The following is a 26,315-nucleotide window of genomic DNA, read 5'->3' on the forward strand; positions in this document are numbered from 1 at the left end:
TAACCCTGAAGAATTTCAGGGTTATTTTTTTGCCTTGGCGGAAAGCCTTAATTTTGAACAAATCTTTTTTATGATCTACGCGATTGTCATCACCCCCGTTAAAAATTCCATTGAAACCACATTGGATACTGCAAGAGCAATTGCAGCTTCATCTGTTCCTGTAAAGCATGTGATTTTTAATGATTTCAGTACGGAAGAAACGAAATTGAAACTGAAGGAGGAACAGGCTGAAATTGGATATGAATTGATCCATATAGAAGACCTTACCGATCATCCATCTCCGAATTACAAATTGGTTTTGCAAATGGCCCAAAAGATGGGGCTTGAAGAGAACTTACCTGTGTTGGTGATAGAATCGGATGTGGTGGTAAAACCAGATACAATAGAAAGCTTATTGGAATTTCAAGAAAGCCATCCGAAATCCGGATTGGTGGGTTCTGTGACAGTAGATGAACAAGGGGGTGTAAATTTCCCTTATTTGAAGTTCAAAGGGGTAAAAGAATCAGTTATTTCAACTCATAGAAGCCTAAGCTTTTGCTGTACTCTTTTTTCACTTCCTTTTTTGAAAGCGTTTGATTTTACTGAATTGGATGAGGCCAAAGATTGGTATGATACTTTTATATCAAAAAAATCTATTGAGCTGGATTTTGAGAATTACGTCCTGATGGATTCTCCTGTATGGCATAGACCTCATGCGAGCAGACCTTGGAAACAATTGAAATATACCAATCCTTTGAAGTACTACTTTTTGAAATTCTGGAAAGGCTTGGATAAGATCTGATTAAAGTTTTCCAAAGAATTTTAAAAGGGTGTTGTAAGGTTTTGACCAGGTCCTTTGAAAACGTAATGGGCCATTTAATTCCCGCTCAAAGAATTCAGGGTATTTGGCATTGAGATATGCGATTCTTTTCCGTTTGGCTTCATCAGAACCAGTACGCTTTCTCAGGCTATTGATCCCTCCAGTGAGTCGATAATAGAAGCCTATGAATGGCAGTTGGACAACTTCCCCTCCATCTTTAAGCATGTTGATCCAAAATTCCCAATCTGCCCTTCCGAGATTATAATCCTCTGCATATCCTCCAATCTTTTCCCAGTCTTTCCTTCTATATAGTGCGGAAACAAAAATCATATTGTCTCTTGCTAGTGCATTAATGTCAAATGGTTTCAGCTTCCAATATTTTTTGCCCTTTGGGCCAAATTTCATTGCTTCACAATACACTACTTTTACTTGAGGATTGTTTTCCAAAACTTTTACTGCCTCACTGATGTAATTGGTTGCAATCAGGTCATCTCCATCTAAGGGAAGAATATAAGTTCCTGAGGCTGCTTTAATTCCAGTATTCCTTGCGATCTCTACTCCTTGATTTTTTTGATGAATATAACTTACCAATTCATGTTTGGAAGTAAGGTTTTTTGCGATTTCCTCACTGCCATCCGTCGATCCATCATTAATAATAATTATTTCTAAAGGAGAATAATCTGACGCTAAGGCTGATAAAACTGTCTCCTCTAAATATTCAGCTTGGTTGTAGCAAGGGATAATAATTGAAACTAGAGGGGATGGATTGCTCATAGGGCTTTGATTGTAGTAAAAGAGAAAGGTTGGCGTTCAGTAAAATCAGATTATTAATTATGCTATTAATCAAAGTTAAAGCCTTTTTTTATTTGAATAAACTAAAAAAATCCAAACAATAATTTGTTTAATTAAATGAATATGATAAATTTATAACGGTGATTAAACAACTTTTCTCTATTATTTGATTTTTTAAGACTTTGAATTCGAATAGAATTCCATTTTTCGAACTCTATCAGTTTTCAAAAATCCGGATTACGATCCGGATTTTTTTTTGTCAAAATTAAATAGAACTTTTAGGATTAATTCATTTGAATGGCTCGATTTCCTAAATACTTCATTTATCTATTTTTCTGTCTTGTTCCCATTTTAGCTGTTACAGCTCAGGAAAAGAAATCTGGTTATGATTCCAGCTATGTAGAGCGTGCATCTAATAAAATGTTGTTTCGCCTATATACCTCACGAAAATATACTGACTTGGTAGTAAATGTGCCTGGGGCAGATCAAGGCTATCGCTATAATCCAAATACTGGATTGAACTTGGGGGTGGGTTTCACCTATCAAGGGGTCACCATTAATGTGGCTGCTCCTTTAGGTTTCATGAATCCTAACCGATATAAGAATTGGCCAAAATACCTGGATTTACAAGCGCACACCTATCCTAAAAATTTCATTATTGATTTTTTAGGTCAGTTTTATAAAGGGTATTCCATAGATTCTGATTTCCTTCAAAATTCAACGGAACCTTATCCAAGGAGAGATATGAGGTTAATCACGGTTGGGTTAAATGTGAATTACCTGTTTTTTGGAGAGAAGTTGTCTCTTCAAGCATCTTTTACCCAAGAGGATATCCAAAAAAGATCAGCTTTTTCTCCATTTGTAGGTTTTGAAGCTTATGGTGGATCTATTGAAGGAGATTCTCTATTGATCCCTACCACAGAGCAAATAGACGCGAAATACAATTTTAGAAAATCTAGGTATTTCCAAGGAGGACCAAATGCAGGCCTAGCAGGAACCTTGGTTTTCGGAGGAGGTTTCTTTCTTACGGGAGTGGCTTCAGCAAACCTAAGTTTGGGATTCTCTGAATGGGAAAATCAAGATCAGGCAAAAAGTTGGGGGGTAGTCCCAACCTATTATTTGAGAGGGTTTTTCGGATATAATAATGACAGGTTTTCCATCAATGCAAACTATGTTTACAAGCAGTCCGATTTAGTAAAAGTAGCTGATTATAATAATGCAATCAATACTGGGAACTATCGAATCAATCTCATTTATAAAATTAATACTAGTGATAAATTTGATAGAGGGTTCAGAAAAATCAATCTCCTGTCCATCTTGGGGCTGAATTAAAGAGCAGGTTCTATAATGATTCCTTCAAATATTTTTAGCTTTGAAAGCATTAAATAAACAACCCAAATTATGACTGATCATTTTGGAATCCAGGAATCTTTAAAGAAGCTAGGGATTCAACCAAAAAATCTTGGTGCATCTACCGGAGTAAATTGGCAGGAGTCAGGAGAAACATTTATTTCTTCATATTCACCCGCTGACGGTAAATTGATTGCCGAAGTCCAATTGGCAAATAAAGATAGTTATGATGCCCTGATTGAACAGGCGCAAAAGGCTTTTATCCAATGGAGGAAAGTTCCTGCCCCTCAAAGAGGGGAAATTGTTAGAGAGATTGGAAATGCGTTAAGAGAGGTAAAGGCCGATCTGGGAAAATTGGTATCATACGAAATGGGGAAATCCTACCAGGAAGGGTTAGGAGAGGTTCAGGAGATGATTGATATCTGCGATTTTGCGGTAGGTCTTTCCAGACAACTTTATGGATTGACCATGCATTCTGAACGTCCAGGACATCGCATGTATGAACAATGGCATCCATTAGGGATTGTAGGGATTATTTCCGCCTTCAATTTCCCGGTAGCTGTTTGGTCCTGGAATGCTGCATTGGCATGGGTTTGCGGAGATGTATGTCTTTGGAAGCCTTCTGAAAAAGCACCTTTGTCAGGAATTGCTTGTCAAAAAATCGCCTCTGCTGTATTTGCAAAACATGGAATGCCTGAAGGAATTTGTTCCTTGATTATAGGGGATTACAAAGTTGGAGAAATGATCTCTCATGATCCTAGAGTTCCTTTGGTTTCCGCGACTGGTTCTACCCGAATGGGGAAATTGGTTGGTCAAGCTGTAGGGAGCAGATTAGGTCGGTCTTTGTTGGAACTGGGAGGCAACAATGCGATCATCATTACTGCGGAGGCTGATATGGATATGGCGATCAGAGGTGCCTTGTTTGGGGCCGTTGGGACAGCAGGGCAACGTTGTACTTCTACCCGAAGATTAATCATACATTCCTCTGTATTTGAGGAGGTAAAAACCAGGTTGGCAAATGCCTATTCGAAACTAGTAATTGGAAACCCCCTGGATGAGAAAAATCATGTAGGTCCATTAATAGATCAGGATGCTGTTAATATGTATCTGGCAGCAACCAAAAAAGTGATGGAAGAAGGAGGGAAGGTTGTGGTGGAAGGTGGTGTGCTGAAAGGGGAAGGCTATGAGTCTGGATGCTATGTGAAACCTGCAATCTATGAAGCAGAAAATCATTACCAGATTGTGCAACATGAGACTTTTGCTCCAATTCTATATTTAATCAAATATGAAACCATTGAGGAGGCAATTGCCATCCAAAATGGGGTGCCGCAAGGCTTGTCCTCAGCAATCATGACTTTAAATATGCGGGAAGCTGAAGCCTTCTTGTCTGTGGCTGGATCTGATTGTGGTATAGCTAATGTCAACATAGGGACTTCAGGAGCGGAAATAGGCGGAGCTTTTGGAGGTGAAAAGGAGACTGGTGGAGGGAGAGAATCTGGTTCAGATGCATGGAAGGCCTATATGCGTAGACAAACCAATACGATTAATTATTCTTCGGAACTTCCCTTGGCACAAGGGATAAAATTTGATATTTAAGAATCTGGTAAAAGGTCAATGGAGCAATTCATTGACCTTTTTTAATTTAATTCTTTTCTACTTTTTCATAGTGTGTTTTGAATCTGCCTAGGGATTGGTCTCTATTTAGGTAGACTAGGACGAGTTCTTTATCGTTGATTTTCATGATTTTTGCCTGAAGAACTTTAGGGGCAAATTTGGATTGCCAAGTAATTACAGAATCTGCTTCACGAATATTCCAAATAGACTTTTCCTGGATGATTTCGGTTCGATCCAAAATGGTGTTGGTCATAGAATCTCTGGAGAAAAAATTTTTGTAGCTCTGATCGTGAAGTCTGTCCATGAGCTCATAAAACTTTTCCATTTCGTCTTCTGGTCTGGATTGAGCGTCTGGTGAGTTAATGAAGAACAAGTAGCCTTCGTCTTTGGTGAGTTTCCATTTTCCTAATAATTGGTCCTGTATGTCTTGCGCATTTGATTTACCTGCAATTATTAAAATTAGTAAGATGAGGAGTCCTGTATACTGCTTCATTTAAAAAAAGAGTTTGTTTTAGTTAGTCAGATATATTGCCATTTATATGACAAAAAAGTATTAGAAATTTAGTCTTCTAGGCAAAAGGGGGGAGCTATTATAAGATGAAAAAGGCTTTTTTGATACCAACACGGTAATGGGTTAGAACAAAAAAAAAGCCCCAGAAAACTCTGAGGCTATTGTGGGAGTTGAGGGATTCGAACCCCCGACCCTCTGCTTGTAAGGCAGATGCTCTGAACCAACTGAGCTAAACTCCCAAGAAATGAACAATGCTCTAACTGAGCCGAATTTAAGATGTGGGAGTTGAGGGATTCGAACCCCCGACCCTCTGCTTGTAAGGCAGATGCTCTGAACCAACTGAGCTAAACTCCCATCTTTGTATTCCTTTCCTTTCGAAAGGGAATGCAAAGGTAGTTTGAAATTTATTTGTAGCAAATATTGGGTTGCTTTTTTTTAAACTCTCTAAATAATTGCTTGATAATGAGAGTGAAAATTATTTTTAAAGACAAGCCTTAATTGCCAGAGTCCAAATTCAACATAAACCCGGCTCGAAACCATCTTCCCGGCATTTGTATAGTGGCTGCCTCGATGTATTCGGTGTTTGTTAGATTAGATGCTTCGGCAAATAGCCCTATTTTTCCAATCCGATTATAGTCTACCCTCATGTCCATCAAGAAGTAAGGATCCTGATTCATCCTTTCTATGTATCGCATTTTGGTGTTCCATTCCAGTTTTTTTCCTATTCCTACCAATACTCCTCCGATCATTTGATTCTTTAAAGCAGTGAAGGCATACCTGGTTTCTACGCCAGGCTGCTGGATTAAATCTGCATGGATATAGTTGTATGAAAAGTTGAATTCCTTTACCTGAATAGTGGTAGCACTAGGATTGACGCGATAGTATAAAGAAGCTTCTATACCATTAAATTTCACCTCATTAAAATTTTGTGGCTGCCATGGGGTTTCTTCATCCGGCCTGGTCCATTCGATCAAATTTTCGGTATTTCTTAAGAAATAAACCAGTTCAGCTCTGAATCCAGACTTTGCCCATTTTGCCCCGATTTCAAAATTTTGTGCTTCCTCGGGAGTAAGTTGATCATTTCCGATATTCGTAGGTCCTACATAATAAAGGTCTGTGAATGTAGGAATCCTATAACTAACTCCGTATCCGGTATAGAGACGGAGTTCTTGGTTGGCCTGAAAGCCAATTTCTGCCCCAGGGAAGTGCTTCCATCCATATCCTGTGTTATAATTGGAGTATATACCCGCTCTAACATCTACTTTAGAACCCAGGTTGATTAATTGTTCCAAGAAAATTCCGCTCAAAGTTCTTTCACGATCACCTAGGTTATTGCTTTCTAGTTTTTCTTTTCTAGTCTCAATTCCAAATCCAGTAGTCCCGAACTTTGTTTTAAAATTGCCATTGGCTTCCAAGGCAAAAACTTCGGAGATATGATTGTTTTGATAAAATTCAGGTTCATTTCTCCTCAATCTATATTCATCCGCATTGTTTCGGTAGTACGCTCTTGTATTCAAATAGAAGTTAGAGAGACTAAGCGTATGACTTAAGGAAGCCAAAGTAGTTTGGATACTTTCCCATTGATCTGGAAAAGAACTGGAATAAAAACTATTTGCCCCAAATGTCCTGTCAGTATAGGCAATCATTCCTCTTAGGGCGTTTTGATTGTTTATCTCAATTCCACCCTCATAAAAGACATTGCTGACTTGGTAGTCCGTGTTATATTGATATCCATTGGAGTCATCATAGGAGATAGAAAGGTTTTGCTTGTAGTTACCAGTCGGCAAAGAACCCGCAAAATTGATCCCTTTCATACCAAAATCACCTGCGTAACCTTGCACTCTCAGGTACCGCTCATCAGTTAGACTAGTAATTACATTGATTGCACCGGCATAGGCATTTTGCCCAAAGATTCTTGATCCTGGCCCTTTCAATACTTCCACCCGATCTATATTCACCAAAGGGACGGGAATATTCATCATATGATGTCCAGTTTGAGGGTCAGATAATTTAATCCCGTTCAACAGCATGAGGGTTTGAGCGAAAGAACCGCCCCGAATGCCGATGTCCGCTTGTACTCCAGTTACACCTCTTTGCCTCACGTCTACCCCTGGAACAAATGATAAAATTTCTTGCAAACTCCTGGCGGGAGTAGTTTCTATCGCTTGCTTATCAACCAAAGCTATGTTTCTACTCTGTTTAGAAAAGGGAATTTGAATACGGTTTTCTTGAATGATAACTGTTTCAAGATTTTGGGTTGTGGTATCAGTTTGGGCTTTTAATTGGAAAAACAAGCCGAAACTAGTGATACATAATAGTGTTTTTTTCATATGAATTTTTAAAAATCCAGCCCAAAGAACTGGCTAAAAAAGTCTAAATCCAACCCTAGAATAATTGTGAAATTTAGTTAATGCTTAAATGCTAGTGTAAAAGAAACTGGGTGTTCCAAAGGATATCCTTATTTTTGGTGCCTATTATTTAACAAGTAGTATGAAAAGAAAACTAATGTTATCACTTCTTCTGGCCGGAATCGGTTTTGCAGAAGTGTCCAATTCATTTGCCCAAGAGGTAAAAGAAAATAATCAAAGTGTTTTTGGAGAGTTTATGGACCGAAGAGGGACCATCTCTAGAACGGCATCCGGCAAACCTGGTGTTGGGTACTGGCAAAATACTGCCGATTACCAAATTGAAGCTACCCTTGATGATCAAGCTCATACCTTGACTGGACAAGTAACCCTGACCTATACCAACAATAGCCCAGAGAGCCTGGATTTTATCTGGATGCAATTGGAGCAAAATCGGTTTAAGGAAGATTCTAGAGGTACCTTGACTACGCCGATTCAGGGAAATAGGTACAATGGAGATACTGATGGAGGATTTGATATCAGCAATGTGTCCGCTAAAGTGGGTTCCAAAGGAGCAGTTTCCAATAAGCACATTATTTCTGATACCAGAATGCAAGTTTGGTTTGCGGAACCTATTCCAGCAAAAGGTGGAAAAGCTACCGTGTCAATGAATTTTTCTTTCAAAATCCCTGAGAAGGGAATGGATAGAATGGGGAGATTGGATGTGGAGGATGGAACCATCTATGCATTGGCTCAATGGTATCCTAAAGTAGCGGTATTTGATCAAATCGAAGGATGGAATGTAGAGCCTTATCTTGGAGCAGGTGAGTTCTATTTGGAATATGGCGCTTTTGACTATAAAATCACCGTTCCTTATGACCATATTGTAGTTGGATCTGGGGAGTTGTTGAATCCAAAAGAGGTATTGAGTAAGGAGCTTCAAGATCGTTATGCAAAAGCAAAAGAAAGCGATGAAACAGTATATTTGGTTTCTCCCGAAGAAATCGGAAATACCGAACTAACCAGACCTAAGCAAGAAGGAATGGTGACTTGGCATTTTGCTATTGAAAACAGCAGAGACATAGCCTTTGCTTCTTCTAAAGCCTTTATCTGGGACGCAGCCAAGATCAACCTCCCAAGCGGGAAAAAGATATTGGCCCAATCAGTTTATCCAAAAGAATCGGATGGAATAGAGGCTTGGTCAAGATCTACTGAGTATTCCAAGGCATCCATTGAATACTATTCTGAAACTTGGTTTGAATTCCCTTACGCAACGGCCACCAATGTGGCTGCAGAAATTGGAGGGATGGAATACCCTGGCTTGAATTTCTGTCATTTTAGATCCAAAGGTAGAGGTCTTTGGGGGGTGACTGATCACGAGTTTGGTCATAACTGGTTCCCAATGATCGTAGGTTCAAATGAAAGGCGATATGCTTGGATGGATGAGGGTTTCAATACCTTTATCAACCACTACAGCACCTTGGCTTTCAATAATGGAGAATATCCTTCTAGATTACAGCAAACCAGAAGGTCATTGAATTATTTCAATAGCGAAACCAGAGAAGGAATTGATACCTACCCAGATGTAGTAAATACTTCCAATTTGGGAATGGTGGCCTATAATAAGCCTGCTATTGGCCTGATCGTGTTAAGAGAATATATATTGGGTCCAGAGCGATTTGACAATGCGTTCAAATCCTATATCAAAACTTGGGCTTATAAACACCCTCAACCTTCCGATTTCTTTAATCATATGGAAAATGTAGGTGGGGAAAACCTTTCTTGGTTCTGGCAAGGTTGGTTTTATGGAAACGGAAATATTGATTTAGGAATCAATGGTGTGTTCCCTTATTCAGGAAATTATTTGTTGAGTATTTCCAACAAAGGAGATATCCCTATGCCTGTTTTGTTTGAGGTGACCTATGAAGATGACTCTATGGAGCGATTTACTTTACCAGTAGAGATTTGGCAAAGAGGTGACACTTGGAACCATATCATCAAAACAGATAAGAAAGTGAAATCTGTAGTATTGGACCCGGATAAGATTCTTCCAGATGTCAACTTAGGCAATGACAGCTGGCCTCAGGAGATTTACGATAACTAAAAAAAATAGCCCGATCGATCAATCGGGCTATTTTTTTTGCTCTCCTTATTAGATCAATAATCATCGTTGATCTCCAACCACATTCCATCAGGGTCTTGGATATAAATTTGTCTGATTCCATCCACTCGAATAGTTACCTTCCCTTTTTCACCTACCCAGCTTTCGAAGGGGTAATTCGTGTCTTTCAACGTTTGAATAAAAGAGTCCATGTCTTCCATACTGAAACAAAGATGATTGACTTTGGAGATCTCCGTAGGAGTGTTTGGAGCTTCAATGATGTGTAGTGCGGCTCCACTGCCAATGTCATACCAAGCGTGAAGACCATCTTTAAAAGGTTCTTCAATTTCTTTAAGACCAACTATGTTTTCATAAAACTTTTTGCTGGCTTCTAATTCTGAAACATGAACCGCAATGTGATTGACTTTGATCTGCGAATGTGAGGTCATGATGACTCCAGAAAATAATAGGAAGGTTAAAAGGGCTTTCATTAGCTTATTGATTAGTTGAGGCTAAAATGTTTAAAGTGAAACTGGAATTCAATGTCATACATTTATAAAAGGTTTGAAAGGAAAATTTGATATAAAAAAAGAGCAACCCTTTCGAATTGCTCTTTAATTGGCTGGATAGGCCTCTATTCTTCTACACTACTTAAGTCTTTGGCCAAGGCTATTTTTTCTGCCTGGTCAAAAAGCTTTAGGGCTTGCATGTAGACTTCATTGATATCGTTGACCACCATATAGAAAGCACTATCATCGTACAACTGTCTTCCTAAGTGGGCTTTTACCAAAACCTTCAAATAGTCTTTTGATTTGTTGAAATCTTCTTGGTCAAACTTGACCTTGTTTTTCTCCCCAATAGAAATTAGATCTTTCAACATGGAATCACTCACTTCGAATTCATCTCTGTATTCTTCTACTGACATGTTTGCAAATTGATCCTTATGATCGTTGGCATATTCCAGCACAAACTCTCTATTGGAGTCTGAGTTGAATAATCTATTGATGTAAATACTGTTTTGAGTAGTGTCCAACGGAACAAAATAATCAGGCATGATTCCTCCGCCACCGTAAACAGTTCTACCTTTGGCAGTTTCATATTTCAAACTATCGTTGAACGTAATACTATCTGCAGAAAAGAATTCTCCGTGTTCGAACCTCTTAACGAAGTCTTTTTCATAATCTTCGTAATTGGCGCCATAAGGCTTTTGGATGGATCGACCAGAAGGGGTATAGTACCGAGCAATGGTCAGTCTCAATTCAGCTCCATCTGAAAGATCTATTGGTAATTGGACTAATCCTTTACCGAAGGATCTTCTTCCCACGATCAAACCTCTATCATTATCCTGAATTGCGCCGGCAAGAATTTCAGATGCAGAAGCACTTCCTTCGTTGATTAAGACGATGACTGGGCCTTCCTCAAATAGACCTGGTTTGTATGCGAAGGCTTTTTGGCTGTATTGATCTACTTTTCCTTCTTGAGATACGATCAAGGCTCTTTGGCCTAATAACTCGTCGGCCATGTTAATTGCAGCTCCCATATAACCTCCAGGGTTACCTTGAAGGTCAATAATCAATTTTTGCATTCCTTTAGACTTTAGATCTTCGATAGAAGTTCTGAACTCATCATAGGTAGTAGCTGCAAATCGTGTTACTTTGATATAGCCCACTTCATCATTGACCATATAGGAAGCATTGATGCTGTACTGTGGGATTTTATCTCGAGTGATTTCATAAGGAATTAATTCACTCTGATTTTTTCTTTTGATATCAATGGTGACTTTTGACCCTTTTGGTCCTCTAAGTAGGTCAAAAACATCTCGATTAGTTACTCCAATACCTGCTACTGTTTTACCATCCACATTAATAATCTGATCTCCAGATTGGATACCAAGTGCCTCTGAAGGACCGCCGGTCAAAGGAGCAACCACATAAATAGTATCTCTAATGATTCCGAATTCAACTCCAATCCCATCAAATTCTCCATCCAATTGGGATTGAGCCAAAGATGCGTCTCGGGCAGGGATGTAGCTTGAATGGGGATCCAGGTTTTCAAGCATTTTTGTAATCCCGTACTCTACCAGCTCATTGGTATTTACACTATCTACATAATCTCGATTGATATATGTCATGATCTCCTGAAGCTTATAAAGGGCAGCTCTCAGGTCATTTTGATTACTCTTGGGTTCGGCAAAAGTAGCCCCAATCCAGATTCCAGCCGAAATAGCCAGTGCCAAAATGATTGGAAGTCTTATTTGCGCTTTCGTGTTTTTAGTATCGCTCACGTCTATGCCTTTCTTTAATTTATTGCTATTGATTTATAAACTAGCATAATAAGCTAGTGTTTTGAAAGTGACTTTTGATAAAGTTAACGAATGTTTATACGAGGGGGGATGATAATGATCCAAATTATTCCCCTTTTTTCTGTTAAAAAAAATTATTTTTGTGACATGGGAGCTGAAAATGGATTTAATAAAGCTTTAGTAGGTGATTTGGTCTCTGAAAACTATGTTTTTGCAGCTGTGTTGCATTATTTCGGGATTAGCTTCTATCAGTATCAAACACAGTCATTAGAGACGGTCTGCAAAAAGCATAGAGTACATCCTAACCAATTAATTACGGAATTGGAGGAATGGGCTTTAAGAAAGGAGCCTACCAATGAAGAGTTATACCTCAATCCGATCGAAGTTCTTGTCGCCTATTTGAAGCGGAAGCATTATTTTTTTGTCAGGCAGGAGTTGCCTTTTCTGGCCAATATCATTTCAGGGATTACTCCTGAACCTGAATATTCCTCTCTGATTGCTGATTTGAGAATTATGTTCCCCTTATTTGTAGATGACTTCATTCATCATATTCATGAAGAAGAGAGCGGTTTATTTAACCGGATCAAGCTTTTACAGGATGTAGAGGAAGGCAATTACAGTATTGTGGATGCAATCAAAGTGTTGGAGAAGGATCCGATCCATTTACTGGCAGAAATGCATGAGGTTCATGATGATGAGATGGAGGGGATCAGGAAATTAACCCAAGATTATTCCTTACCTGAAAATGCGCCCCTAACCATGAAGGTATTGTATCACGAACTTCAAAATTTTGAGCGAGAGCTTACCATCCATGCCCAAATTGAAGATGAGTTGCTGTTTCCAAAAGCGATTCAATTAGAAAGAGAGGCACTTAGAAAAATCCGAAATAAAATAAGGACCAACTGATGCCAAGAATTCTTGCAATTGATTTAGGAACCAAACGAACTGGTTTGGCTGTTACAGATCCGCTTAAGATGTTAGCTAACCCCTTGGAAACCATTGAGACCTCCAAGTTGTTGGACTATATCAAAACCTATATTTCCAAAGAGGAAGTGGATACCTTGGTGTTAGGCTTGCCCACCCGCTTGAATGGGCAGGATAATGAAATGACGCCTAAGGTGTTGGCAATGAAGGAACAGTTGGAAAAAAGCTTTCCAAACCAAAAAATTGAATTAATTGACGAACGATTTACTTCTAAAATGGCCATGCAAAGTATGATAGCCATGGGAAGCAAAAAGAAAGATCGTCGTGAAAAAGCTGGCAACCTGGATAAGGTGAGTGCAGCGATTATTTTACAATCGTATTTAGAAAGACAATGATTTACCCAATAGTTGCATACGGGAATCCCATTTTGAAGAAAGAGGCGGAAGAAATTAATGAGGGAACAGAGCTTGATTCCTTGATCAAGGATATGTTTGCTACTATGGATAATGCCAGCGGTGTTGGATTAGCAGCTCCACAGATTAATCAAGGAGTCCGACTCTTTGTGATTGACAGTTCTCTGATGCTCGACGAAGAAGATGAGGAAGTTGGGATTAGAAGAGCGTTTATCAATCCCATTATTTTAGATGAATATGGTGATGATTACAGTTTTGAAGAAGGCTGCTTGAGTATTCCCGAGGTGAGGGCTGAAATCACCAGACCTGAGAAGTTGACCATAGAGTACTTTGATGAAAACTGGAACTTGAAAGAGGAGGAGTTTTCAGGAATGACTGCCAGGGTGATCCAGCATGAATACGATCACTTAGAGGGGATTTTGTTTGTAGATTACCTAAAAGGCTTGAAAAAGCGTTTGATGAAATCAAAGTTGATTGATGTCAGCAAAGGAAAAGTATCGACTGATTACAGAATGATATACCCGCTCAAATGAGCCGATCCCCCCAATTATCCATAGCGCTGGTACAGACGGATTTGTTTTGGAAAAACAAAACGGCCAATATGGCCATGCTAGAAGAAAAACTCTGGGGGATTCCTACCGGTATAGATTTAATAATTCTTCCGGAAATGTTTCCTACTGGATTCAGTATGGATGCTTCTGAATTAGCCGAACCCATGAATTTATCCATTTGCAAATGGATGAAACAGATGGCAGCCCAGTCAGGTGCAGTCATTACAGGGAGTGCTATTATTTCAGATAAAGGAAATTATTTTAATCGTCTGCTTTGGGTAACTCCCGAGGGAGAGATCTCCACTTACGATAAGAAGCATTTATTTCGAATGGCCAAAGAGGATGAAACGTTCTCTTCCGGAAAGAGCCTACCTATTTTTAACTTAAAAGGTTGGAAAGTCTGTCCTCAGATTTGTTATGATCTCCGGTTTCCAGTTTACTCCAGGAATGTTTGGACGGAAGAGGGAGCTTCCTATGACTTTCTTTTTTATGTAGCCTCTTGGCCTGGAGCGAGGACTTCTGCATGGGATGCATTATTGCCTGCAAGAGCGATAGAGAATCTAAGTTATGTGGCAGGTGTAAATCGTATAGGGCAGGACGGAAATAGAATTGATTACCTGGGACATTCTGCTTGTTATGATTTCAAAGGAGAGATAATTACCCATTTGGGAGAGTCCGAAGAAATCCAGGTTTTTCAGCTAGATGCTCATGAATTAGAAAGATATCGGGAGAAATTTCCTGCATGGAGAGATGCTGATAAATTCACAATTCGGTAATATGCTTTGACAAAGGGTCCATCTCATTGTATGAACCGGATTTGAAACAAGGATATTTTCTGTAATTTAGCCGCAAAATTTTCTGGCCCTGTTCTAAGTTTTCTTGATAACAAGAAAAATTAGAAGCAAAATGAAATTCATGGAGCTATAACAAGGTCTTACCAATCTTTTTAAGAATCCTGATCAAACCATGAGTAACCAAACTCCAAAAATCCTTTATACGCTAACAGATGAGGCGCCAGCCTTAGCAACGTATTCTTTACTTCCAATTGTTCAAGCATTTACTAGCTCTGCTGGGGTGCAGGTAGAAACAAGAGATATCTCGCTTTCGGGAAGAATTATCGCAAACTTCCCGGAATACCTAAAGCCAGAGCAACAAATGAAAGATGCCTTGGCAGAATTAGGAGCTATTGCCAAAACCCCGGAAGCGAATATTGTCAAGCTTCCAAATATTTCTGCTTCAGTTCCACAATTGAAAGCGGCAATTAAGGAGTTGCAAGCCAAAGGGTATGCACTTCCAGATTATCCTGAAGAGCCAAAAACGGAAGAAGAAAAGACCGTTAAAGGTAAGTACGATAAAATCAAAGGTTCTGCTGTAAACCCTGTATTAAGAGAGGGGAATTCGGATAGGAGAGCTCCTCAAGCTGTAAAAGCCTATGCGAAGAAACACCCACATTCCATGGGTAAGTGGTCTGCGGATTCCAAATCCCATGTGGATAGTATGGAAGAGGGAGATTTTTACGGAAGTGAAAAATCCCATACCATGACTCAAGCAGCTACTGTTTCCATTGAACTTAAAAAGAATGATGGTAGTACCGAGGTCTTGAAATCGGGTCTCAAACTACAAGAAGGAGAAGTAATCGATGCCTCTACTTTGAGCGTGTCTGCTTTGAAAGCCTTTTTAAAGAAAGCGAAAGCCGATGCGAAAGCGAAAGGGGTTTTGTTTTCTATCCATATGAAGGCAACCATGATGAAGGTGTCCGATCCTATCATTTTTGGGCATGCTGTGAAAGTATTCTTCGAACCGGTATTCGCGAAGCATTCTACTACTTTTGCTGAGCTTGGTGTAGATGTGAATAATGGTTTTGGTGATTTGCTAGCAAATATTGAAAAGCTTCCTGCAGATAAGAAAGCTGAAATTTTAGCTGATATTGATGCTTGTTATGCGGATAGCCCGGATTTGGCGATGGTAAATTCTGACAGAGGAATTACCAACTTGCATGTGCCTAGTGATGTGATCATTGATGCTTCTATGCCAGCCATGATCCGTACTTCTGGGCAAATGTGGAATAAGGAAGGGAAATCCCAAGATACCAAGGCAATTATCCCAGATAGAAGTTATGCAGGGGTATATCAGGCAACCATTGATTTCTGTAAGCAACATGGAGCATTCGATCCTTCTACTATGGGGAGCGTTCCAAATGTGGGTTTAATGGCTCAAAAAGCAGAAGAATATGGTTCCCATGACAAAACTTTTGAGATCTCAACCGCTGGAACAGTAGAAGTAAAGGACGAAAATGGAGTGGTTATTCTTTCCCATCCAGTGGAAGCTGGAGATATCTGGAGAATGTGCCAGACTAAAGATGCCCCTATTCAGGATTGGGTCAAACTTGCTGTGACCAGAGCGAGATTATCTGACACACCAGCTGTATTTTGGTTAGATCCAAAAAGAGGACATGATCAAGAGTTGATCAAAAAAGTAAATACCTATTTACTTGATCATGATACCAATGGTCTGGAAATTCATATTATGTCTCCTGTGGAGGCTACCAACTTCTCTTTGGCAAGAATCAAAGAAGGATTGGATACAATTTCTGTAACAGGAAATGTGTTGAGAGACTACTTGACAGATTTGTTCCCGATTTTGGAAGTTGGAACCAGTGCAAAAATGCTTTCCATAGTTCCATTGATGAATGGTGGAGGTTTGTTTGAAACTGGTGCTGGAGGATCCGCTCCAAAGCACGTAGAACAATTTGTGAAAGAAGGCCATTTAAGATGGGACTCTTTAGGAGAGTTCTTGGCATTGGCGGTTTCTTTAGAGCATTTGGGAAGAACATTCCATAATGATAAAGCTTTATTGCTAGGTGAAACCTTAGATGCAGCTACTGGTAAATTCTTGGAAAATGATAAGTCTCCTGCAAGAGTTGTAGGTAAGCTGGATAACAGAGGAAGTCATTTCTATTTGGCACTTTATTGGGCTCAGGCTCTAGCAGCACAGGATAAGGATGCGGAATTGAAAGCAAAGTTTACTCCTTTTGCTCAAAAGATGACTGAAAGCGAAGAACAGATTGTAGCAGAGCTTAATGGAAGTCAAGGTTCTCCAAATGACATAGGAGGATATTTCAAGCCGGATGAGGCATTGACTTCGGCTGCCATGAGGCCAAGTGCAACCTTTAATGCAGTACTTGAGAGCTTATAAGCTTTCTAACTTAAAATTAATAGCCTCGGTTACTTTTAATCGGGGCTTTTTTTATGCCTCCTCAAATGAAACCTGATGCTGCTTTAAAAATTCCTTGATGACACCAACATGAATACATTCTCCTAAATGGATAAAAGAGTAATCATTAATTTTCTTTTCTTTACCTCGGACAAGGATGGGTTTGTCCTCAATATCAAACCCTAGGTGTAAATGTTTGGTACGGCTTTGCATACCAATGATCCTTCCTTCTTTGTCAAAAAGTGGTCCTCCGCTTTGTCCTCTTAGCCCAGGAGTGCTCATTTCTATTCCATAAACTTTCCCTTGATTGTCTCCCAAAAACCGGGTGACCATACCTTCAATAGGAAATCGGGGTGATCTCGCATTACCGGTATTAATCCATTCCAAAATGTTTTGTTCCAAGTTGAGCTGGAAATTGGAAAACTCTGGAAAAGGAAAGCCTAGCCTACAGAGCATTTCTCCGGGGTGTATGGATTGAGTATCTTTTAAAAACTGTGGAGTGTTTGTGAATAATTTTTTATCAAATCCGTCAAATTTGATCAAAGCCAAATCGTATTCGGGATGAGTGTGGATTTTCAAGTTTTTGATGTGGTCTACACAGTCCACAAAAGTTACTCTCATTTCGGCGGTTTTATCATTGGCTAACCCCAGTTGATAGGCCAATTGCTTGGTTTGTTGACCATCATGATTCCCTTTTAAATACTGGGTATATACCTTGTTGATTTGATCTGCTTGCGAAAGCCATTGAGCTACGTGTTTGCAGGTCAATGCATATCCTTGTTCATTGACAAAGAATAAGGTGGCAGAGCCACGTTGAACTTGATGGGAATTGAAATTTCTAGAAATAGAGTGAATGGCTCTTGTAAATCCAGCTACTTCTTGGATGGCTTTTGCAAACATAATGGAAAGTCTTTACCCGAAAATAGCCATTTCTTCCAATAGTGGGTTTTACTACCTGTTTTGCAAAAATAATTGTGACTCCGAAATCGATTGATTTTCAAAATGTGGGCTTTCTATTTTCCTTGGTAAGCAATCTGTTTGGGCTAGCCAATTATTTATAATAACTTAGCCCTCCCTCAGCCACTTTTAGCCAAAAGAGGCATGCCTGAGGGGGAATGTTTGAAAAATCAAACCTATACGCTAATCAATATAAATTATGAGCAAAATTAAAGTTGGAATTAATGGATTCGGAAGAATCGGTCGACTAGTTTTTAGAGTGGCCCAGGAAAGAGATGATATCCAGGTAGTAGGTATCAATGACCTGATTGATGTGGATTACATGGCATACATGCTGAAGTATGACTCCACTCATGGCCAATTCAAAGGTACTGTAGAAGTAGTAGATGGTAAATTGGTAGTAAATGGTAATGCAATCAGAGTAACCTCTGAGAGAAGCCCTGCCAACCTTAAGTGGGATGAAGTAGGTGCAGATTATGTAGTAGAATCTACTGGTTTATTCTTGACCAAAGAAACTGCTCAAGGGCATATTGATGCCGGTGCAAAGAAAGTAATCATGTCAGCTCCTTCTAAAGATGATACTCCTATGTTTGTCATGGGTGTAAATGAGGATGCTTACACTTCTGATATGGTATTCGTATCCAATGCATCTTGTACCACAAACTGTCTTGCTCCAATCGCAAAAGTATTGAATGACAACTTCGGAATTGAAGAAGGTTTGATGACTACTGTCCATGCGACTACTGCAACTCAGAAAACTGTAGATGGACCTTCTGCAAAAGACTGGAGAGGTGGACGTGGAGCAGGTCAAAACATTATTCCTTCCTCTACTGGTGCTGCTAAAGCAGTAGGTAAAGTAATCCCTGAATTGAACGGTAAGTTGACAGGTATGGCATTTAGAGTTCCTACTCCAGATGTTTCTGTGGTGGATTTGACTGTTAGATTGAAGAAAGCTGCTACCTATGAGGAAATCTGTGCGAAAATGAAAGAAGCATCTGAAACTACTATGAAAGGAGTTTTAGGTTACACTGAAGATCAAGTAGTTTCCAATGACTTTATTGGTGATTCAAGAACTTCTATATTCGATGCAGGAGCTGGTATCCAGCTTTCTGACACTTTCGTGAAAGTTGTTTCTTGGTATGACAACGAATGGGGTTATTCCAATAAAGTTGTTGACTTATTAGCATTCATTGCTTCTAAATAATTTTAAGAGCCGGTCCTAGACCGGCTTTTTTATTAAAATACTTTTAGAATAAAACTATCTAGGTGGTTTGTTGCGTTTATCCTAAAAAAGATGAGCTATGAAATTGCCGTTGTTTCCCTTAAAGTTAGTTGCATTTCCGGGTGAAGAACTCAATCTTCATATTTTTGAACCTAGGTATAGACAGCTTATTTCCGATATCAGTGAGCAAGATCAGACTTTCGGGATTTGTGTTTATAATGATAAATTAACAGGCTTTGGTACAGAGGTAAAGCTAGAGGCAATTCATCATCGTTATGACGATGGGAGACTGGATATAAGAACCATTGGCTTGAAGGCTTTTAAAATCAAAGATTTTCAAAATCCAATGGAAGACAAGCTGTACGCAGGAGGTGAGGTGGAATACCTTGAAGATGATCCTAATCTTACGAATGTCCAATACTTCGAATTTCTATTTTACTTAAAAGAGATGCTTTATTTATTAAATCATCAGGTAGAAGTTCACCCAGAGACCACCACTTCATTTACCTATGCCCACAAAATAGGTTTAAAGCTGGAAGAGGAGCTTGAGTTGTTGGTGATGCCTTCGGAAAGCTTACGGGTAGATTATTTAATCAGGCATTTCAAGAGAATGATTCCTGCCATCAAAGCCTTAGAAGAAGCGAAAAGGAAAATCAGGCAAAACGGGCATTTTAAACATCTGGATCCCCTGGATTTTTAATTGCTACTTCTTGCTTGCAATTTTCTGCACACGCATTAGATCGTCGGTTGCCTGGAGGATTTTATTTTTTAAAATTGGATTAAAGTCTGGGTGTTCATTTAGAAAGTTTTTCACATCATTTGCAGCTTGCTCAGAAGTGTATTGGCCCACAGTACTACTGATCCATCTTTTTGGGAAAAATATATCACCGGTTTTCTGAATTTCCTCCAATAGTCCTAAAGAGAGAGGGACGTACTTTATACTATGTTCTTGGTGTAATGGGTGATGGATGTACCCACAAGCAGCCAGAACCCATGATTCTTTTTCTCGGTTTTTTGCATCTTTAAAAGACTCAAATAACTGATCCCTTTCTTCTGGATTTTGGGATAAAGCAGGTCTCAAAAAGTCAAATCGGTTGAGTTTGTCTGGATTGGAAAGTCTTGCCCTTTCCTCTTCTAGAATAGCTTCTGAATCTGGATGCTTATAAAGTGCCAACGTCATCGCCAAACTTGTAAAGTTGTCTGAGTTCAACTTTAAGTTTTGAATCTCTTGATCCTGATGCCAAATACTATAAAGTTTTTCAGTCCCTAATTTAGAATATGCAATTCCACTATATAATGAGAATAAGCTTTTTTTGATGTTGGAGTCTAAGTCTGATTGTAAGAGGTCCCAAATTTGGCTTTCAAATTCAGGTAAAATCTGTGTTCTAGAGTCTTCGGATAAATAGGTCCAGAAGAGGCTGTTAGCTTCGGAGGACAATAATCTCATCAGGATCTCATTTTGCTCCGTTGCTATCCCTTCTCTTATGACATTTAAGGCATTTTCAGCAGGTATATTGCCTAATAAGGTGTTTTCATAAAGGTTGATATAGGCATGGGCTCTCATGACTTCGTCTTGAAGCTGAGCATATCGAAAGGTGGCTTTCTGGTCAAGAGGGAATACTCCATAGCCAAGACCGTTGCTGTTGTATAGGATGGTCTCAGGTTTTTCAAGACCTTTAGCTTCCTCAATCACCAAGTTTTTGCCTTCAATGGAAACCGGAATAGTTATTTGACGATCTGGGTAAACTAAGGTAATGTCAAACAACTGGGGCCAAAGTTTATTGGATCCATCCTCTGCTTGTTGAGAAATAGACAGACTTGAAATAGTGCCGTCCTGAGCAAAGGAAATTTGTTCTGTGATAAGCGGTCTCCCTGATTGATTCACCCAAATGTCACTCCATTTTTGAAGGTCTAGGGGAGTCTCTTGGTCTAATAAACTGACGAGGTCATTCCAATTGGCATTGCCATTGGCAAACGATTTAATATAGGCTTGAATTCCTTTTTGAAATGCTTCTTCTCCCATGGCTGTTTCGAGCTGTCTCATCATAATAGGAGCTTTGCTATAGATGATACTGCCATAAAGAGAACCCGCATCTTTCAGGTTTGGCAAATTTTGTCTGATAGGATTGGTTCCCGCTGTTCTATCTTCTCCGTATGCTGCGGGATAGTTCGAAGTTAAGAATGCCAGATCGTGGTTTATTTTAGGGTAGTTAGGGTTTGCTATTTTTCCTGCCATGAATCCGGCAAATACTTCTTTCATCCAAACATCATTAAACCACTCGATGGAAACCAAATCCCCAAACCACATATGAGCAGTTTCATGGCCGATTAATTTTGCCCGGCTGAGCAATTCAGAGTCGGTGGCATTCCCATCCAGAAATAAAGCCGACTCCCTGTATTGGATTGCTCCAACATGTTCCATTCCTCCATATTGGAAAATAGGTATGGTGGCGAAATCTAACTTTTGAAAAGGGAAAGGATAAGCAGTATACTCCTCTAGAAACTCTTTGGATTTACGATGGAGCTCAAATACTTCTGGAATACTTGCCTCAATTTTTTCAGGATTGGTTTCCCTGTATAGCATCTTTTGGGGAAAAGCTTCCAAGGTATTGGCGGTATTGAACTCACCTGCCACAAAGGAGAATAGGTAAGTGCTCATTAGGTCTGTAGGACCAAACTCATGTTTAATAAAAGCTCCTTCCTGAGTACTATTGACCTCTGGAGCACCTGCAAGTACTTCCCATTCTTTGGGAGCTGTAATGCTTAACGTGTACCTTCCTTTTAAGTCTGGCTGGTCGAAACAAGGAAATAAGGTACTAGCCCTGTCAGGCACTAATAATGTATAGAGAAAATCCTCATTTCGGTTCAGAGAAAGGTTTCCAGCAATAAACTCAATGGTGATTTGATTGATACCTGATTTTAGGTATTTGGGAGCAATTATAATATGCTCCTGTTGATGAACAATAGGACTGTTGTTCCCATTTACTGAAATAGAAAGGATGTTTTCTGACTTTTCATTGAAATCCAGAATCAGTGGATGGTCAAGATTGGAAATAGCCAAGCTTAGCTGTAATTCAGATTGGATGGGGGCGTCTTTTCCATTAGGGATAGAGAAATCCAATGTGTAATGAAGATTAGAAAGCTGCTGCTTTCTATATTTTGCGAGCTCCATTGATATCCCCGGATCGTAAAAATGTTCGTCTGAAACCGTTTGGGTGCAGGAAGAAAGAAATAGGATCAAAAGTAGAAATGCCAGCAAATTTTTCATAATCCAACATTCTAAATAAATCCATGAATTCGCAAGAGAAAATCCATGAACCAAGTGACGATTTGGTTAGGCTGGAAACAAAAAAAAGCAATCCTAAAGATTGCTTGCTTGTGATCCTGTCAGGACTCGAACCTGAAACCTACTGCTTAGAAGGCAGTTGCTCTATCCAGTTGAGCTACAAGACCTGGAAAATGTTGATTTAACCAAAAAAAATCTAGCCAGAGCGACTAGATTTTTAGAGTGATCCCGCTGGGGCTCGAACCCAGGACCCATACATTAAAAGTGTATTGCTCTACCAGCTGAGCTACGGAATCATTTTTTATTGGTACCTGATGAAATCATGGCAACAAATGCTTGTAATATCTATAAATAAAAAGCGGAACGTGATTCCGCTTATGAAGTGATCCTGTCAGGACTCGAACCTGAAACCTACTGCTTAGAAGGCAGTTGCTCTATCCAGTTGAGCTACAGGACCTGGATAAAATTTAATTATCGATAGATAATTAAAGGTTAATAAAGTCGGGGTGGCAGGATTCGAACCTACGACCTCCACATCCCAAATGTGGCGCGATACCGGGCTACGCTACACCCCGAAACTTTTTTATGAACTCAAATACGTTTTAACTCCTTGCAAGTTAAATCAAGTGATCCCGCTGGGGCTCGAACCCAGGACCCATACATTAAAAGTGTATTGCTCTACCAGCTGAGCTACGGAATCATGTTGTCTGAATTATTTCAGAAATTTTAACCACCAAAATGTGATTTTTATACTTTCAAATTGACTCCCTAGCCTTGCTTTTTGCCAGATCATTGTCGTAATTGGACTGCAAATTTAAGCTACTGATTTATAAATGCCAAACCCTAATTCAATCTTTCTCACAAAACTTTTCATATTTTTTATCTTCCTTTTGCAAAGCTTTAATTGTCAGGCAGATGTGAAAGGTATAGAAATAGCAGATTCTTTGTTTCAACAAAGGAGTTACAAGGAAGCGATGGAAATTTACCAGGAAAACTACCAACTAGGAATTTATTCCCCTGCGATGTTACTGAAAATGTCCTTCATTTCTGAGGGGATAGGAGATAAAGAACATGCCACACTTTACCTGAGTAAATATTACGATCTTAGTCCAAACACACAGACCATTACTAAGATCAAAAGCCTGACAGGACAGAGTAACCTAGTAGGCTATGAGGTAAGTGATTCCGAGCGATTTATTTTGTTTTTAGTGGAGTATCAGGAAATAATGGTGGGACTGTTAAGTGTATTCCTTCTGATATCTCTTATTCTATTATGGACCAATAATAAAGGAGCTTCAGGATCCAGAGCTTACTGGCCTTCGCTATTATTGATCGTTTTGATTTTTGTTGCGAATAACTTCTTGAAGGCTCCGAAAACAGCTTTAATTACCCAAAGTCCTACCATGATTGTTTCTAAGCCTACTGCGGGAGGGGAATTGGTGGATCGAGTAGAGCCTGGCCACCGAGTCAAAATTAAATCCAGTAAGGATATTTGGTATGAAGTGGAATGGAAAAATCAAAAAGCATACATCAAAAAGGATAACGTGACTAGGTTATAAAAAAAGCTCCCAAACTTAATTTGGGAGCTTTTTTTATATTATAGCTTTTTGATTAGAAGGTTCTTGAAATAAACCAGATCCCCATGATCTTGCAAAGAGATTCGTCCTTTCTTAAAGGTGCCAAATCCTGGCATATCTTTGAATTTACTGTCAGCAATGAGTGCTTCCCACTCCGGAGTCCAAAGGGTAGTGCTTACCACAGTTGTTCCATTGAGAATTAGCTCAAGTTTGCCATGATCAGCAATGATTTCAGCGTGATTCCATTCACCATATGGTTTGACAGTCTCTTCGCTACTTACGATTAAGTCATATAAATCACCTGCTCTATGGCTAATGATCTTAGCATCTGGATGTCCTTCGTTGTCCAATACTTGCATTTCCATACCAGTATTCCAAGGGTACTGATACTCTGGAGCTTCATGAACATAGAATATGACACCACTATTCCCATTTTGAGCTATTTTCCAGTCGTATTTGAAGTGGAAATTATCAAATTCCTCATCCGTAACGATGTCACCACCATCTCCGGTTTGCCAGCCATCTTTATTGACTGCGTCCAAGTATATTGCTCCTTCTCCGTCGATTTTCCAGGCTTTCCCAACTTCTCCTCCTCCGTATTTATGCCAGCCATCGAAGGTGGCTCCATCGGATAAGGATATCCATTCAGATGTTTCTTCTTGAACTTCAGTTGTCTCAATAGCTTCGGTTTCTACAGTTTTCTCTCCTGTACAAGAGGCTAAGATTCCTGTCAGTGCAGCAATTGCTAAATAGGTTTTCTTCATTCTTGAATTACTTTAGCAAAAGAACATAAGCAACCATGTCTTTTGCATCCTCAAGACTCAAATTAGGATGAGGAGGCATTGGAACTTCTCCCCAAGTACCTACACCGCCAGCAATTACTTTTTCAGCAAGCATGGTGATATTTTCATCAGTGCTCTCATATTTTGCTGCGACATCTGCATAAGAAGGGCCAACAATTTTTCTTTCAACCATATGGCAAGAGGTACAATCAGAAGCTTTGACCTTCGCGATTCCTTTGACGTAGATAGGATCATCCTTGTACTTTTCTTCTAGGCTCATTTCTTGTACCGGCTCAGCTGGTTTTGATTCAGTAACTGCAGGAGTTGAAGTTTCAGTTGACTTTTCTCCACCACCACAAGCAAATGCCAATCCTGCCAATGCGGCAAGTCCAAGGTTTAACGGTTTTGTGATTTTCATTTTTATTTAATTAATATGGGTATTTAAATTCCTAAAATTTTCTTGTTAAATGCTTCGTCGGCGCCAACACCTGCGAAATCATCAAATGCTTTTTCTGTAACTCTGATAATATGTGAATCGATAAATGGTGCTCCCTCGGCAGCTCCTTGCTCAGGGTGTTTGATGGCGCATTCCCACTCAAGAACGGCCCATCCATCAAAATCGTATTGAGAAAGTTTGCTAAATATACCAGCAAAATCCACTTGTCCATCTCCTAAAGAGCGGAAACGTCCAGCTCTCTCTACCCAACCTTGGAAACCTCCATAGACACCTTGTTTACCGGTAGGATTAAATTCAGCATCCTTCACATGAAACATTTTGATTCGTTCATGGTAAAAATCAATGAATTGCAGGTAGTCTAAACATTGCAGGACAAAGTGACTTGGGTCATAAAGAATATTAGCTCTTTTATGTCCATTGACTTTGTCTAAGAACATTTCAAAAGTCACTCCATCATGAAGGTCTTCTCCTGGGTGAAGTTCATAACATACGTCCACGCCATTGGCATCAAACTCATCCAAAATGGGAGTCCATCTTTTTGCTAACTCTCCAAAGCCGGTGTCTACCAATCCAGCAGGTCTTTGAGGCCAAGGGTAAACGGTATGCCACATTAAGGCTCCACTGAAAGTTGCGTGAGCTGTTAATCCCATGTTTTGGGAAGCTTTCGCAGCATACTTCAATTGTTGGATTGCCCATTCAGTTTTGCCTTGAAGATTTCCTTTTAACTCTGCTGGTGCAAAACCATCAAATAATTCATTGTAAGCAGGGTGAACTGCGACCAACTGTCCTTGAAGGTGAGTAGAAAGTTCCGTAATCTGCATTCCTGCATCCTCAACGATTCCTTTTACCTCTTCGGCATAAGTTTTACTTTCAGCAGCTTTTTGAAGATCGATTAAACGACTATCCCAAGTGGGGATTTGAACGCCTTTGTATCCTAAGCCTGCTACCCAGTTACAAATGTTTTCAAGATTGTTAAATGGAGCCTTGTCGTCTGCAAATTGTGCAAGAAAAATGGCGGGTCCTTTTATAGTTTTCATTATCAAATTTGGTTTTTTCCAAGTCAGAATGTTTTATGAAGAAAGACTTGGGTGAAGGTTTGAATTTTTGAGTTTACTTAAT

Annotated in this window: 22 protein-coding genes and 7 tRNA genes; 12 read left to right on the forward strand and 17 right to left on the reverse strand. The window is 39.5% G+C overall.

Features of this window, described 5'->3' with window-relative positions:
• Nucleotides 1-70: 70 nt before the first annotated feature.
• On the forward strand, nucleotides 71-781 hold the full coding sequence (locus tag BUR11_RS00085) for a glycosyltransferase family A protein (protein ID WP_074225028.1): 711 nt from the start codon (nucleotides 71-73) through the stop codon (nucleotides 779-781).
• Here BUR11_RS00085 and BUR11_RS00090 read toward each other — a convergent pair whose 3' ends face one another.
• Nucleotides 782-1,573 (reverse strand): glycosyltransferase family 2 protein, encoded by a 792-nt coding sequence (locus BUR11_RS00090; RefSeq protein ID WP_074222831.1) that lies wholly within the window; start codon nucleotides 1,571-1,573, stop codon nucleotides 782-784.
• 315 nt (nucleotides 1,574-1,888) lie between these two features.
• On the opposite strand from BUR11_RS00090, the gene BUR11_RS00095 reads away from it, so the two are divergent.
• Both BUR11_RS00095 and amaB read left to right on the forward strand, forming a co-directional pair.
• On the forward strand, nucleotides 1,889-2,923 hold the full coding sequence (locus BUR11_RS00095; protein ID WP_074222832.1) for a DUF4421 domain-containing protein: 1,035 nt from the start codon (nucleotides 1,889-1,891) through the stop codon (nucleotides 2,921-2,923).
• A gap of 69 nt (nucleotides 2,924-2,992) precedes the next feature.
• Nucleotides 2,993-4,537: an L-piperidine-6-carboxylate dehydrogenase gene (gene amaB, locus BUR11_RS00100; protein ID WP_074222833.1), complete on the forward strand. Its 1,545-nt coding sequence runs from the start codon at nucleotides 2,993-2,995 to the stop codon at nucleotides 4,535-4,537.
• 46 nt (nucleotides 4,538-4,583) lie between these two features.
• On the opposite strand, the gene BUR11_RS00105 is transcribed toward amaB, so the two are convergent.
• The 4 genes from BUR11_RS00105 to BUR11_RS00120 all read right to left on the reverse strand — a co-directional run bounded on the left by BUR11_RS00105 (nucleotide 4,584) and on the right by BUR11_RS00120 (nucleotide 7,396).
• Nucleotides 4,584-5,048 (reverse strand): hypothetical protein, encoded by a 465-nt coding sequence (locus BUR11_RS00105; protein ID WP_074222834.1) that lies wholly within the window; start codon nucleotides 5,046-5,048, stop codon nucleotides 4,584-4,586.
• Between the two features lie 182 nt (nucleotides 5,049-5,230).
• Nucleotides 5,231-5,305: transfer RNA gene (locus BUR11_RS00110), tRNA-Val, on the reverse strand.
• 40 nt (nucleotides 5,306-5,345) lie between these two features.
• Nucleotides 5,346-5,420 (reverse strand) — tRNA-Val (locus BUR11_RS00115).
• 140 nt (nucleotides 5,421-5,560) lie between these two features.
• Nucleotides 5,561-7,396, reverse strand: coding sequence for a TonB-dependent receptor plug domain-containing protein (locus BUR11_RS00120; RefSeq protein ID WP_074222835.1), 1,836 nt, complete (start codon nucleotides 7,394-7,396; stop codon nucleotides 5,561-5,563).
• 160 nt (nucleotides 7,397-7,556) lie between these two features.
• Between BUR11_RS00120 and BUR11_RS00125 the strand changes: the two genes are divergently transcribed.
• Nucleotides 7,557-9,515, forward strand: coding sequence for a M1 family metallopeptidase (locus BUR11_RS00125; protein WP_074222836.1), 1,959 nt, complete (start codon nucleotides 7,557-7,559; stop codon nucleotides 9,513-9,515).
• Nucleotides 9,516-9,568: 53 nt separating this feature from the next.
• Here BUR11_RS00125 and BUR11_RS00130 read toward each other — a convergent pair whose 3' ends face one another.
• Both BUR11_RS00130 and BUR11_RS00135 read right to left on the reverse strand, forming a co-directional pair.
• Nucleotides 9,569-10,003, reverse strand: a complete 435-nt coding sequence (locus tag BUR11_RS00130; protein WP_234982029.1) for a VOC family protein — start codon at nucleotides 10,001-10,003, stop codon at nucleotides 9,569-9,571.
• A 143-nt stretch (nucleotides 10,004-10,146) separates the two neighbouring features.
• Complete coding sequence (locus tag BUR11_RS00135; protein ID WP_074222837.1) at nucleotides 10,147-11,796, reverse strand: S41 family peptidase; 1,650 nt, start codon at nucleotides 11,794-11,796, stop codon at nucleotides 10,147-10,149.
• 165 nt (nucleotides 11,797-11,961) lie between these two features.
• Here BUR11_RS00135 and BUR11_RS00140 point away from each other — a divergent pair, with 165 nt between their 5' ends.
• From BUR11_RS00140 to BUR11_RS00160, 5 genes are all read left to right on the forward strand, one after another.
• Nucleotides 11,962-12,720 (forward strand): hemerythrin domain-containing protein, encoded by a 759-nt coding sequence (locus BUR11_RS00140; protein ID WP_074225030.1) that lies wholly within the window; start codon nucleotides 11,962-11,964, stop codon nucleotides 12,718-12,720.
• Entirely contained in the window at nucleotides 12,720-13,133 is a 414-nt protein-coding gene (gene ruvX, locus BUR11_RS00145; protein WP_074222838.1) for a Holliday junction resolvase RuvX, read from the forward strand. Before BUR11_RS00140 ends, ruvX begins: the two co-directional genes overlap by 1 nt.
• Nucleotides 13,130-13,684 (forward strand): peptide deformylase, encoded by a 555-nt coding sequence (def, locus tag BUR11_RS00150; protein WP_074222839.1) that lies wholly within the window; start codon nucleotides 13,130-13,132, stop codon nucleotides 13,682-13,684. The genes ruvX and def overlap by 4 nt, the downstream gene beginning before the upstream one ends.
• Nucleotides 13,681-14,478, forward strand: a complete 798-nt coding sequence (locus BUR11_RS00155) for an amidohydrolase (RefSeq protein ID WP_074222840.1) — start codon at nucleotides 13,681-13,683, stop codon at nucleotides 14,476-14,478. Before def ends, BUR11_RS00155 begins: the two co-directional genes overlap by 4 nt.
• A gap of 190 nt (nucleotides 14,479-14,668) precedes the next feature.
• On the forward strand, nucleotides 14,669-16,897 hold the full coding sequence (locus BUR11_RS00160; RefSeq protein WP_074222841.1) for an NADP-dependent isocitrate dehydrogenase: 2,229 nt from the start codon (nucleotides 14,669-14,671) through the stop codon (nucleotides 16,895-16,897).
• Nucleotides 16,898-16,948: 51 nt separating this feature from the next.
• On the opposite strand, the gene BUR11_RS00165 is transcribed toward BUR11_RS00160, so the two are convergent.
• A complete protein-coding gene (locus BUR11_RS00165; RefSeq protein WP_074222842.1) occupies nucleotides 16,949-17,815 on the reverse strand; it encodes a S1 family peptidase in 867 nt (288 codons plus the stop codon).
• A gap of 256 nt (nucleotides 17,816-18,071) precedes the next feature.
• Between BUR11_RS00165 and gap the strand changes: the two genes are divergently transcribed.
• The gene (gap, locus tag BUR11_RS00170; protein WP_074222843.1) at nucleotides 18,072-19,076 is read left to right on the forward strand and encodes a type I glyceraldehyde-3-phosphate dehydrogenase; all 1,005 of its coding nucleotides are present in this window, start codon (nucleotides 18,072-18,074) and stop codon (nucleotides 19,074-19,076) included.
• A gap of 97 nt (nucleotides 19,077-19,173) precedes the next feature.
• On the forward strand, nucleotides 19,174-19,794 hold the full coding sequence (locus BUR11_RS00175) for an LON peptidase substrate-binding domain-containing protein (protein WP_074222844.1): 621 nt from the start codon (nucleotides 19,174-19,176) through the stop codon (nucleotides 19,792-19,794).
• A 3-nt stretch (nucleotides 19,795-19,797) separates the two neighbouring features.
• Here BUR11_RS00175 and BUR11_RS00180 read toward each other — a convergent pair whose 3' ends face one another.
• The 6 genes from BUR11_RS00180 to BUR11_RS00205 all read right to left on the reverse strand — a co-directional run bounded on the left by BUR11_RS00180 (nucleotide 19,798) and on the right by BUR11_RS00205 (nucleotide 23,080).
• Nucleotides 19,798-22,362, reverse strand: a complete 2,565-nt coding sequence (locus BUR11_RS00180; protein WP_074222845.1) for a M1 family metallopeptidase — start codon at nucleotides 22,360-22,362, stop codon at nucleotides 19,798-19,800.
• A 111-nt stretch (nucleotides 22,363-22,473) separates the two neighbouring features.
• A tRNA-Arg gene (locus BUR11_RS00185) sits at nucleotides 22,474-22,547 on the reverse strand.
• Nucleotides 22,548-22,603: 56 nt separating this feature from the next.
• A tRNA-Lys gene (locus tag BUR11_RS00190) sits at nucleotides 22,604-22,676 on the reverse strand.
• Nucleotides 22,677-22,763: 87 nt separating this feature from the next.
• Nucleotides 22,764-22,837: transfer RNA gene (locus tag BUR11_RS00195), tRNA-Arg, on the reverse strand.
• A 44-nt stretch (nucleotides 22,838-22,881) separates the two neighbouring features.
• Nucleotides 22,882-22,955: transfer RNA gene (locus tag BUR11_RS00200), tRNA-Pro, on the reverse strand.
• 52 nt (nucleotides 22,956-23,007) lie between these two features.
• Nucleotides 23,008-23,080, reverse strand: a tRNA-Lys gene (locus BUR11_RS00205).
• A 217-nt stretch (nucleotides 23,081-23,297) separates the two neighbouring features.
• Between BUR11_RS00205 and BUR11_RS00210 the strand changes: the two genes are divergently transcribed.
• On the forward strand, nucleotides 23,298-23,939 hold the full coding sequence (locus tag BUR11_RS00210) for an SH3 domain-containing protein (protein WP_317045198.1): 642 nt from the start codon (nucleotides 23,298-23,300) through the stop codon (nucleotides 23,937-23,939).
• A gap of 38 nt (nucleotides 23,940-23,977) precedes the next feature.
• On the opposite strand, the gene BUR11_RS00215 is transcribed toward BUR11_RS00210, so the two are convergent.
• The 3 genes from BUR11_RS00215 to BUR11_RS00225 are packed head-to-tail and all read right to left on the reverse strand — an operon-like array spanning nucleotide 23,978 to nucleotide 26,233.
• Entirely contained in the window at nucleotides 23,978-24,721 is a 744-nt protein-coding gene (locus BUR11_RS00215) for a 3-keto-disaccharide hydrolase (protein WP_074222847.1), read from the reverse strand.
• A 7-nt stretch (nucleotides 24,722-24,728) separates the two neighbouring features.
• Nucleotides 24,729-25,157 (reverse strand): c-type cytochrome, encoded by a 429-nt coding sequence (locus BUR11_RS00220; RefSeq protein ID WP_074222848.1) that lies wholly within the window; start codon nucleotides 25,155-25,157, stop codon nucleotides 24,729-24,731.
• A 23-nt stretch (nucleotides 25,158-25,180) separates the two neighbouring features.
• Nucleotides 25,181-26,233: a sugar phosphate isomerase/epimerase family protein gene (locus BUR11_RS00225; protein ID WP_074222849.1), complete on the reverse strand. Its 1,053-nt coding sequence runs from the start codon at nucleotides 26,231-26,233 to the stop codon at nucleotides 25,181-25,183.
• Nucleotides 26,234-26,315: the final 82 nt, after the last annotated feature.

The sequence above is a fragment of the Algoriphagus halophilus genome (genome assembly GCF_900129785.1).
In the GTDB taxonomy this organism is placed as follows: domain Bacteria; phylum Bacteroidota; class Bacteroidia; order Cytophagales; family Cyclobacteriaceae; genus Algoriphagus; species Algoriphagus halophilus.

Excerpts from the sequence above, each read along its gene's own strand:
- BUR11_RS00085 (WP_074225028.1), top strand. The coding sequence starts at position 71 with ATGATCTACGCGATTGTCATCACCCCCGTTAAAAATTCCATTGAAACC.
- BUR11_RS00090 (WP_074222831.1), bottom strand. The coding sequence starts at position 1,573 with ATGAGCAATCCATCCCCTCTAGTTTCAATTATTATCCCTTGCTACAAC.
- BUR11_RS00095 (WP_074222832.1), top strand. The coding sequence starts at position 1,889 with ATGGCTCGATTTCCTAAATACTTCATTTATCTATTTTTCTGTCTTGTT.
- amaB (WP_074222833.1), top strand. The coding sequence starts at position 2,993 with ATGACTGATCATTTTGGAATCCAGGAATCTTTAAAGAAGCTAGGGATT.
- BUR11_RS00105 (WP_074222834.1), bottom strand. The coding sequence starts at position 5,048 with ATGAAGCAGTATACAGGACTCCTCATCTTACTAATTTTAATAATTGCA.
- BUR11_RS00120 (WP_074222835.1), bottom strand. The coding sequence starts at position 7,396 with ATGAAAAAAACACTATTATGTATCACTAGTTTCGGCTTGTTTTTCCAA.
- BUR11_RS00125 (WP_074222836.1), top strand. The coding sequence starts at position 7,557 with ATGAAAAGAAAACTAATGTTATCACTTCTTCTGGCCGGAATCGGTTTT.
- BUR11_RS00130 (WP_234982029.1), bottom strand. The coding sequence starts at position 10,003 with ATGAAAGCCCTTTTAACCTTCCTATTATTTTCTGGAGTCATCATGACC.
- BUR11_RS00140 (WP_074225030.1), top strand. The coding sequence starts at position 11,962 with ATGGGAGCTGAAAATGGATTTAATAAAGCTTTAGTAGGTGATTTGGTC.
- ruvX (WP_074222838.1), top strand. The coding sequence starts at position 12,720 with ATGCCAAGAATTCTTGCAATTGATTTAGGAACCAAACGAACTGGTTTG.
- def (WP_074222839.1), top strand. The coding sequence starts at position 13,130 with ATGATTTACCCAATAGTTGCATACGGGAATCCCATTTTGAAGAAAGAG.
- BUR11_RS00155 (WP_074222840.1), top strand. The coding sequence starts at position 13,681 with ATGAGCCGATCCCCCCAATTATCCATAGCGCTGGTACAGACGGATTTG.
- BUR11_RS00160 (WP_074222841.1), top strand. The coding sequence starts at position 14,669 with ATGAGTAACCAAACTCCAAAAATCCTTTATACGCTAACAGATGAGGCG.
- BUR11_RS00165 (WP_074222842.1), bottom strand. The coding sequence starts at position 17,815 with ATGTTTGCAAAAGCCATCCAAGAAGTAGCTGGATTTACAAGAGCCATT.
- gap (WP_074222843.1), top strand. The coding sequence starts at position 18,072 with ATGAGCAAAATTAAAGTTGGAATTAATGGATTCGGAAGAATCGGTCGA.
- BUR11_RS00175 (WP_074222844.1), top strand. The coding sequence starts at position 19,174 with ATGAAATTGCCGTTGTTTCCCTTAAAGTTAGTTGCATTTCCGGGTGAA.
- BUR11_RS00180 (WP_074222845.1), bottom strand. The coding sequence starts at position 22,362 with ATGAAAAATTTGCTGGCATTTCTACTTTTGATCCTATTTCTTTCTTCC.
- BUR11_RS00215 (WP_074222847.1), bottom strand. The coding sequence starts at position 24,721 with ATGAAGAAAACCTATTTAGCAATTGCTGCACTGACAGGAATCTTAGCC.
- BUR11_RS00220 (WP_074222848.1), bottom strand. The coding sequence starts at position 25,157 with ATGAAAATCACAAAACCGTTAAACCTTGGACTTGCCGCATTGGCAGGA.
- BUR11_RS00225 (WP_074222849.1), bottom strand. The coding sequence starts at position 26,233 with ATGAAAACTATAAAAGGACCCGCCATTTTTCTTGCACAATTTGCAGAC.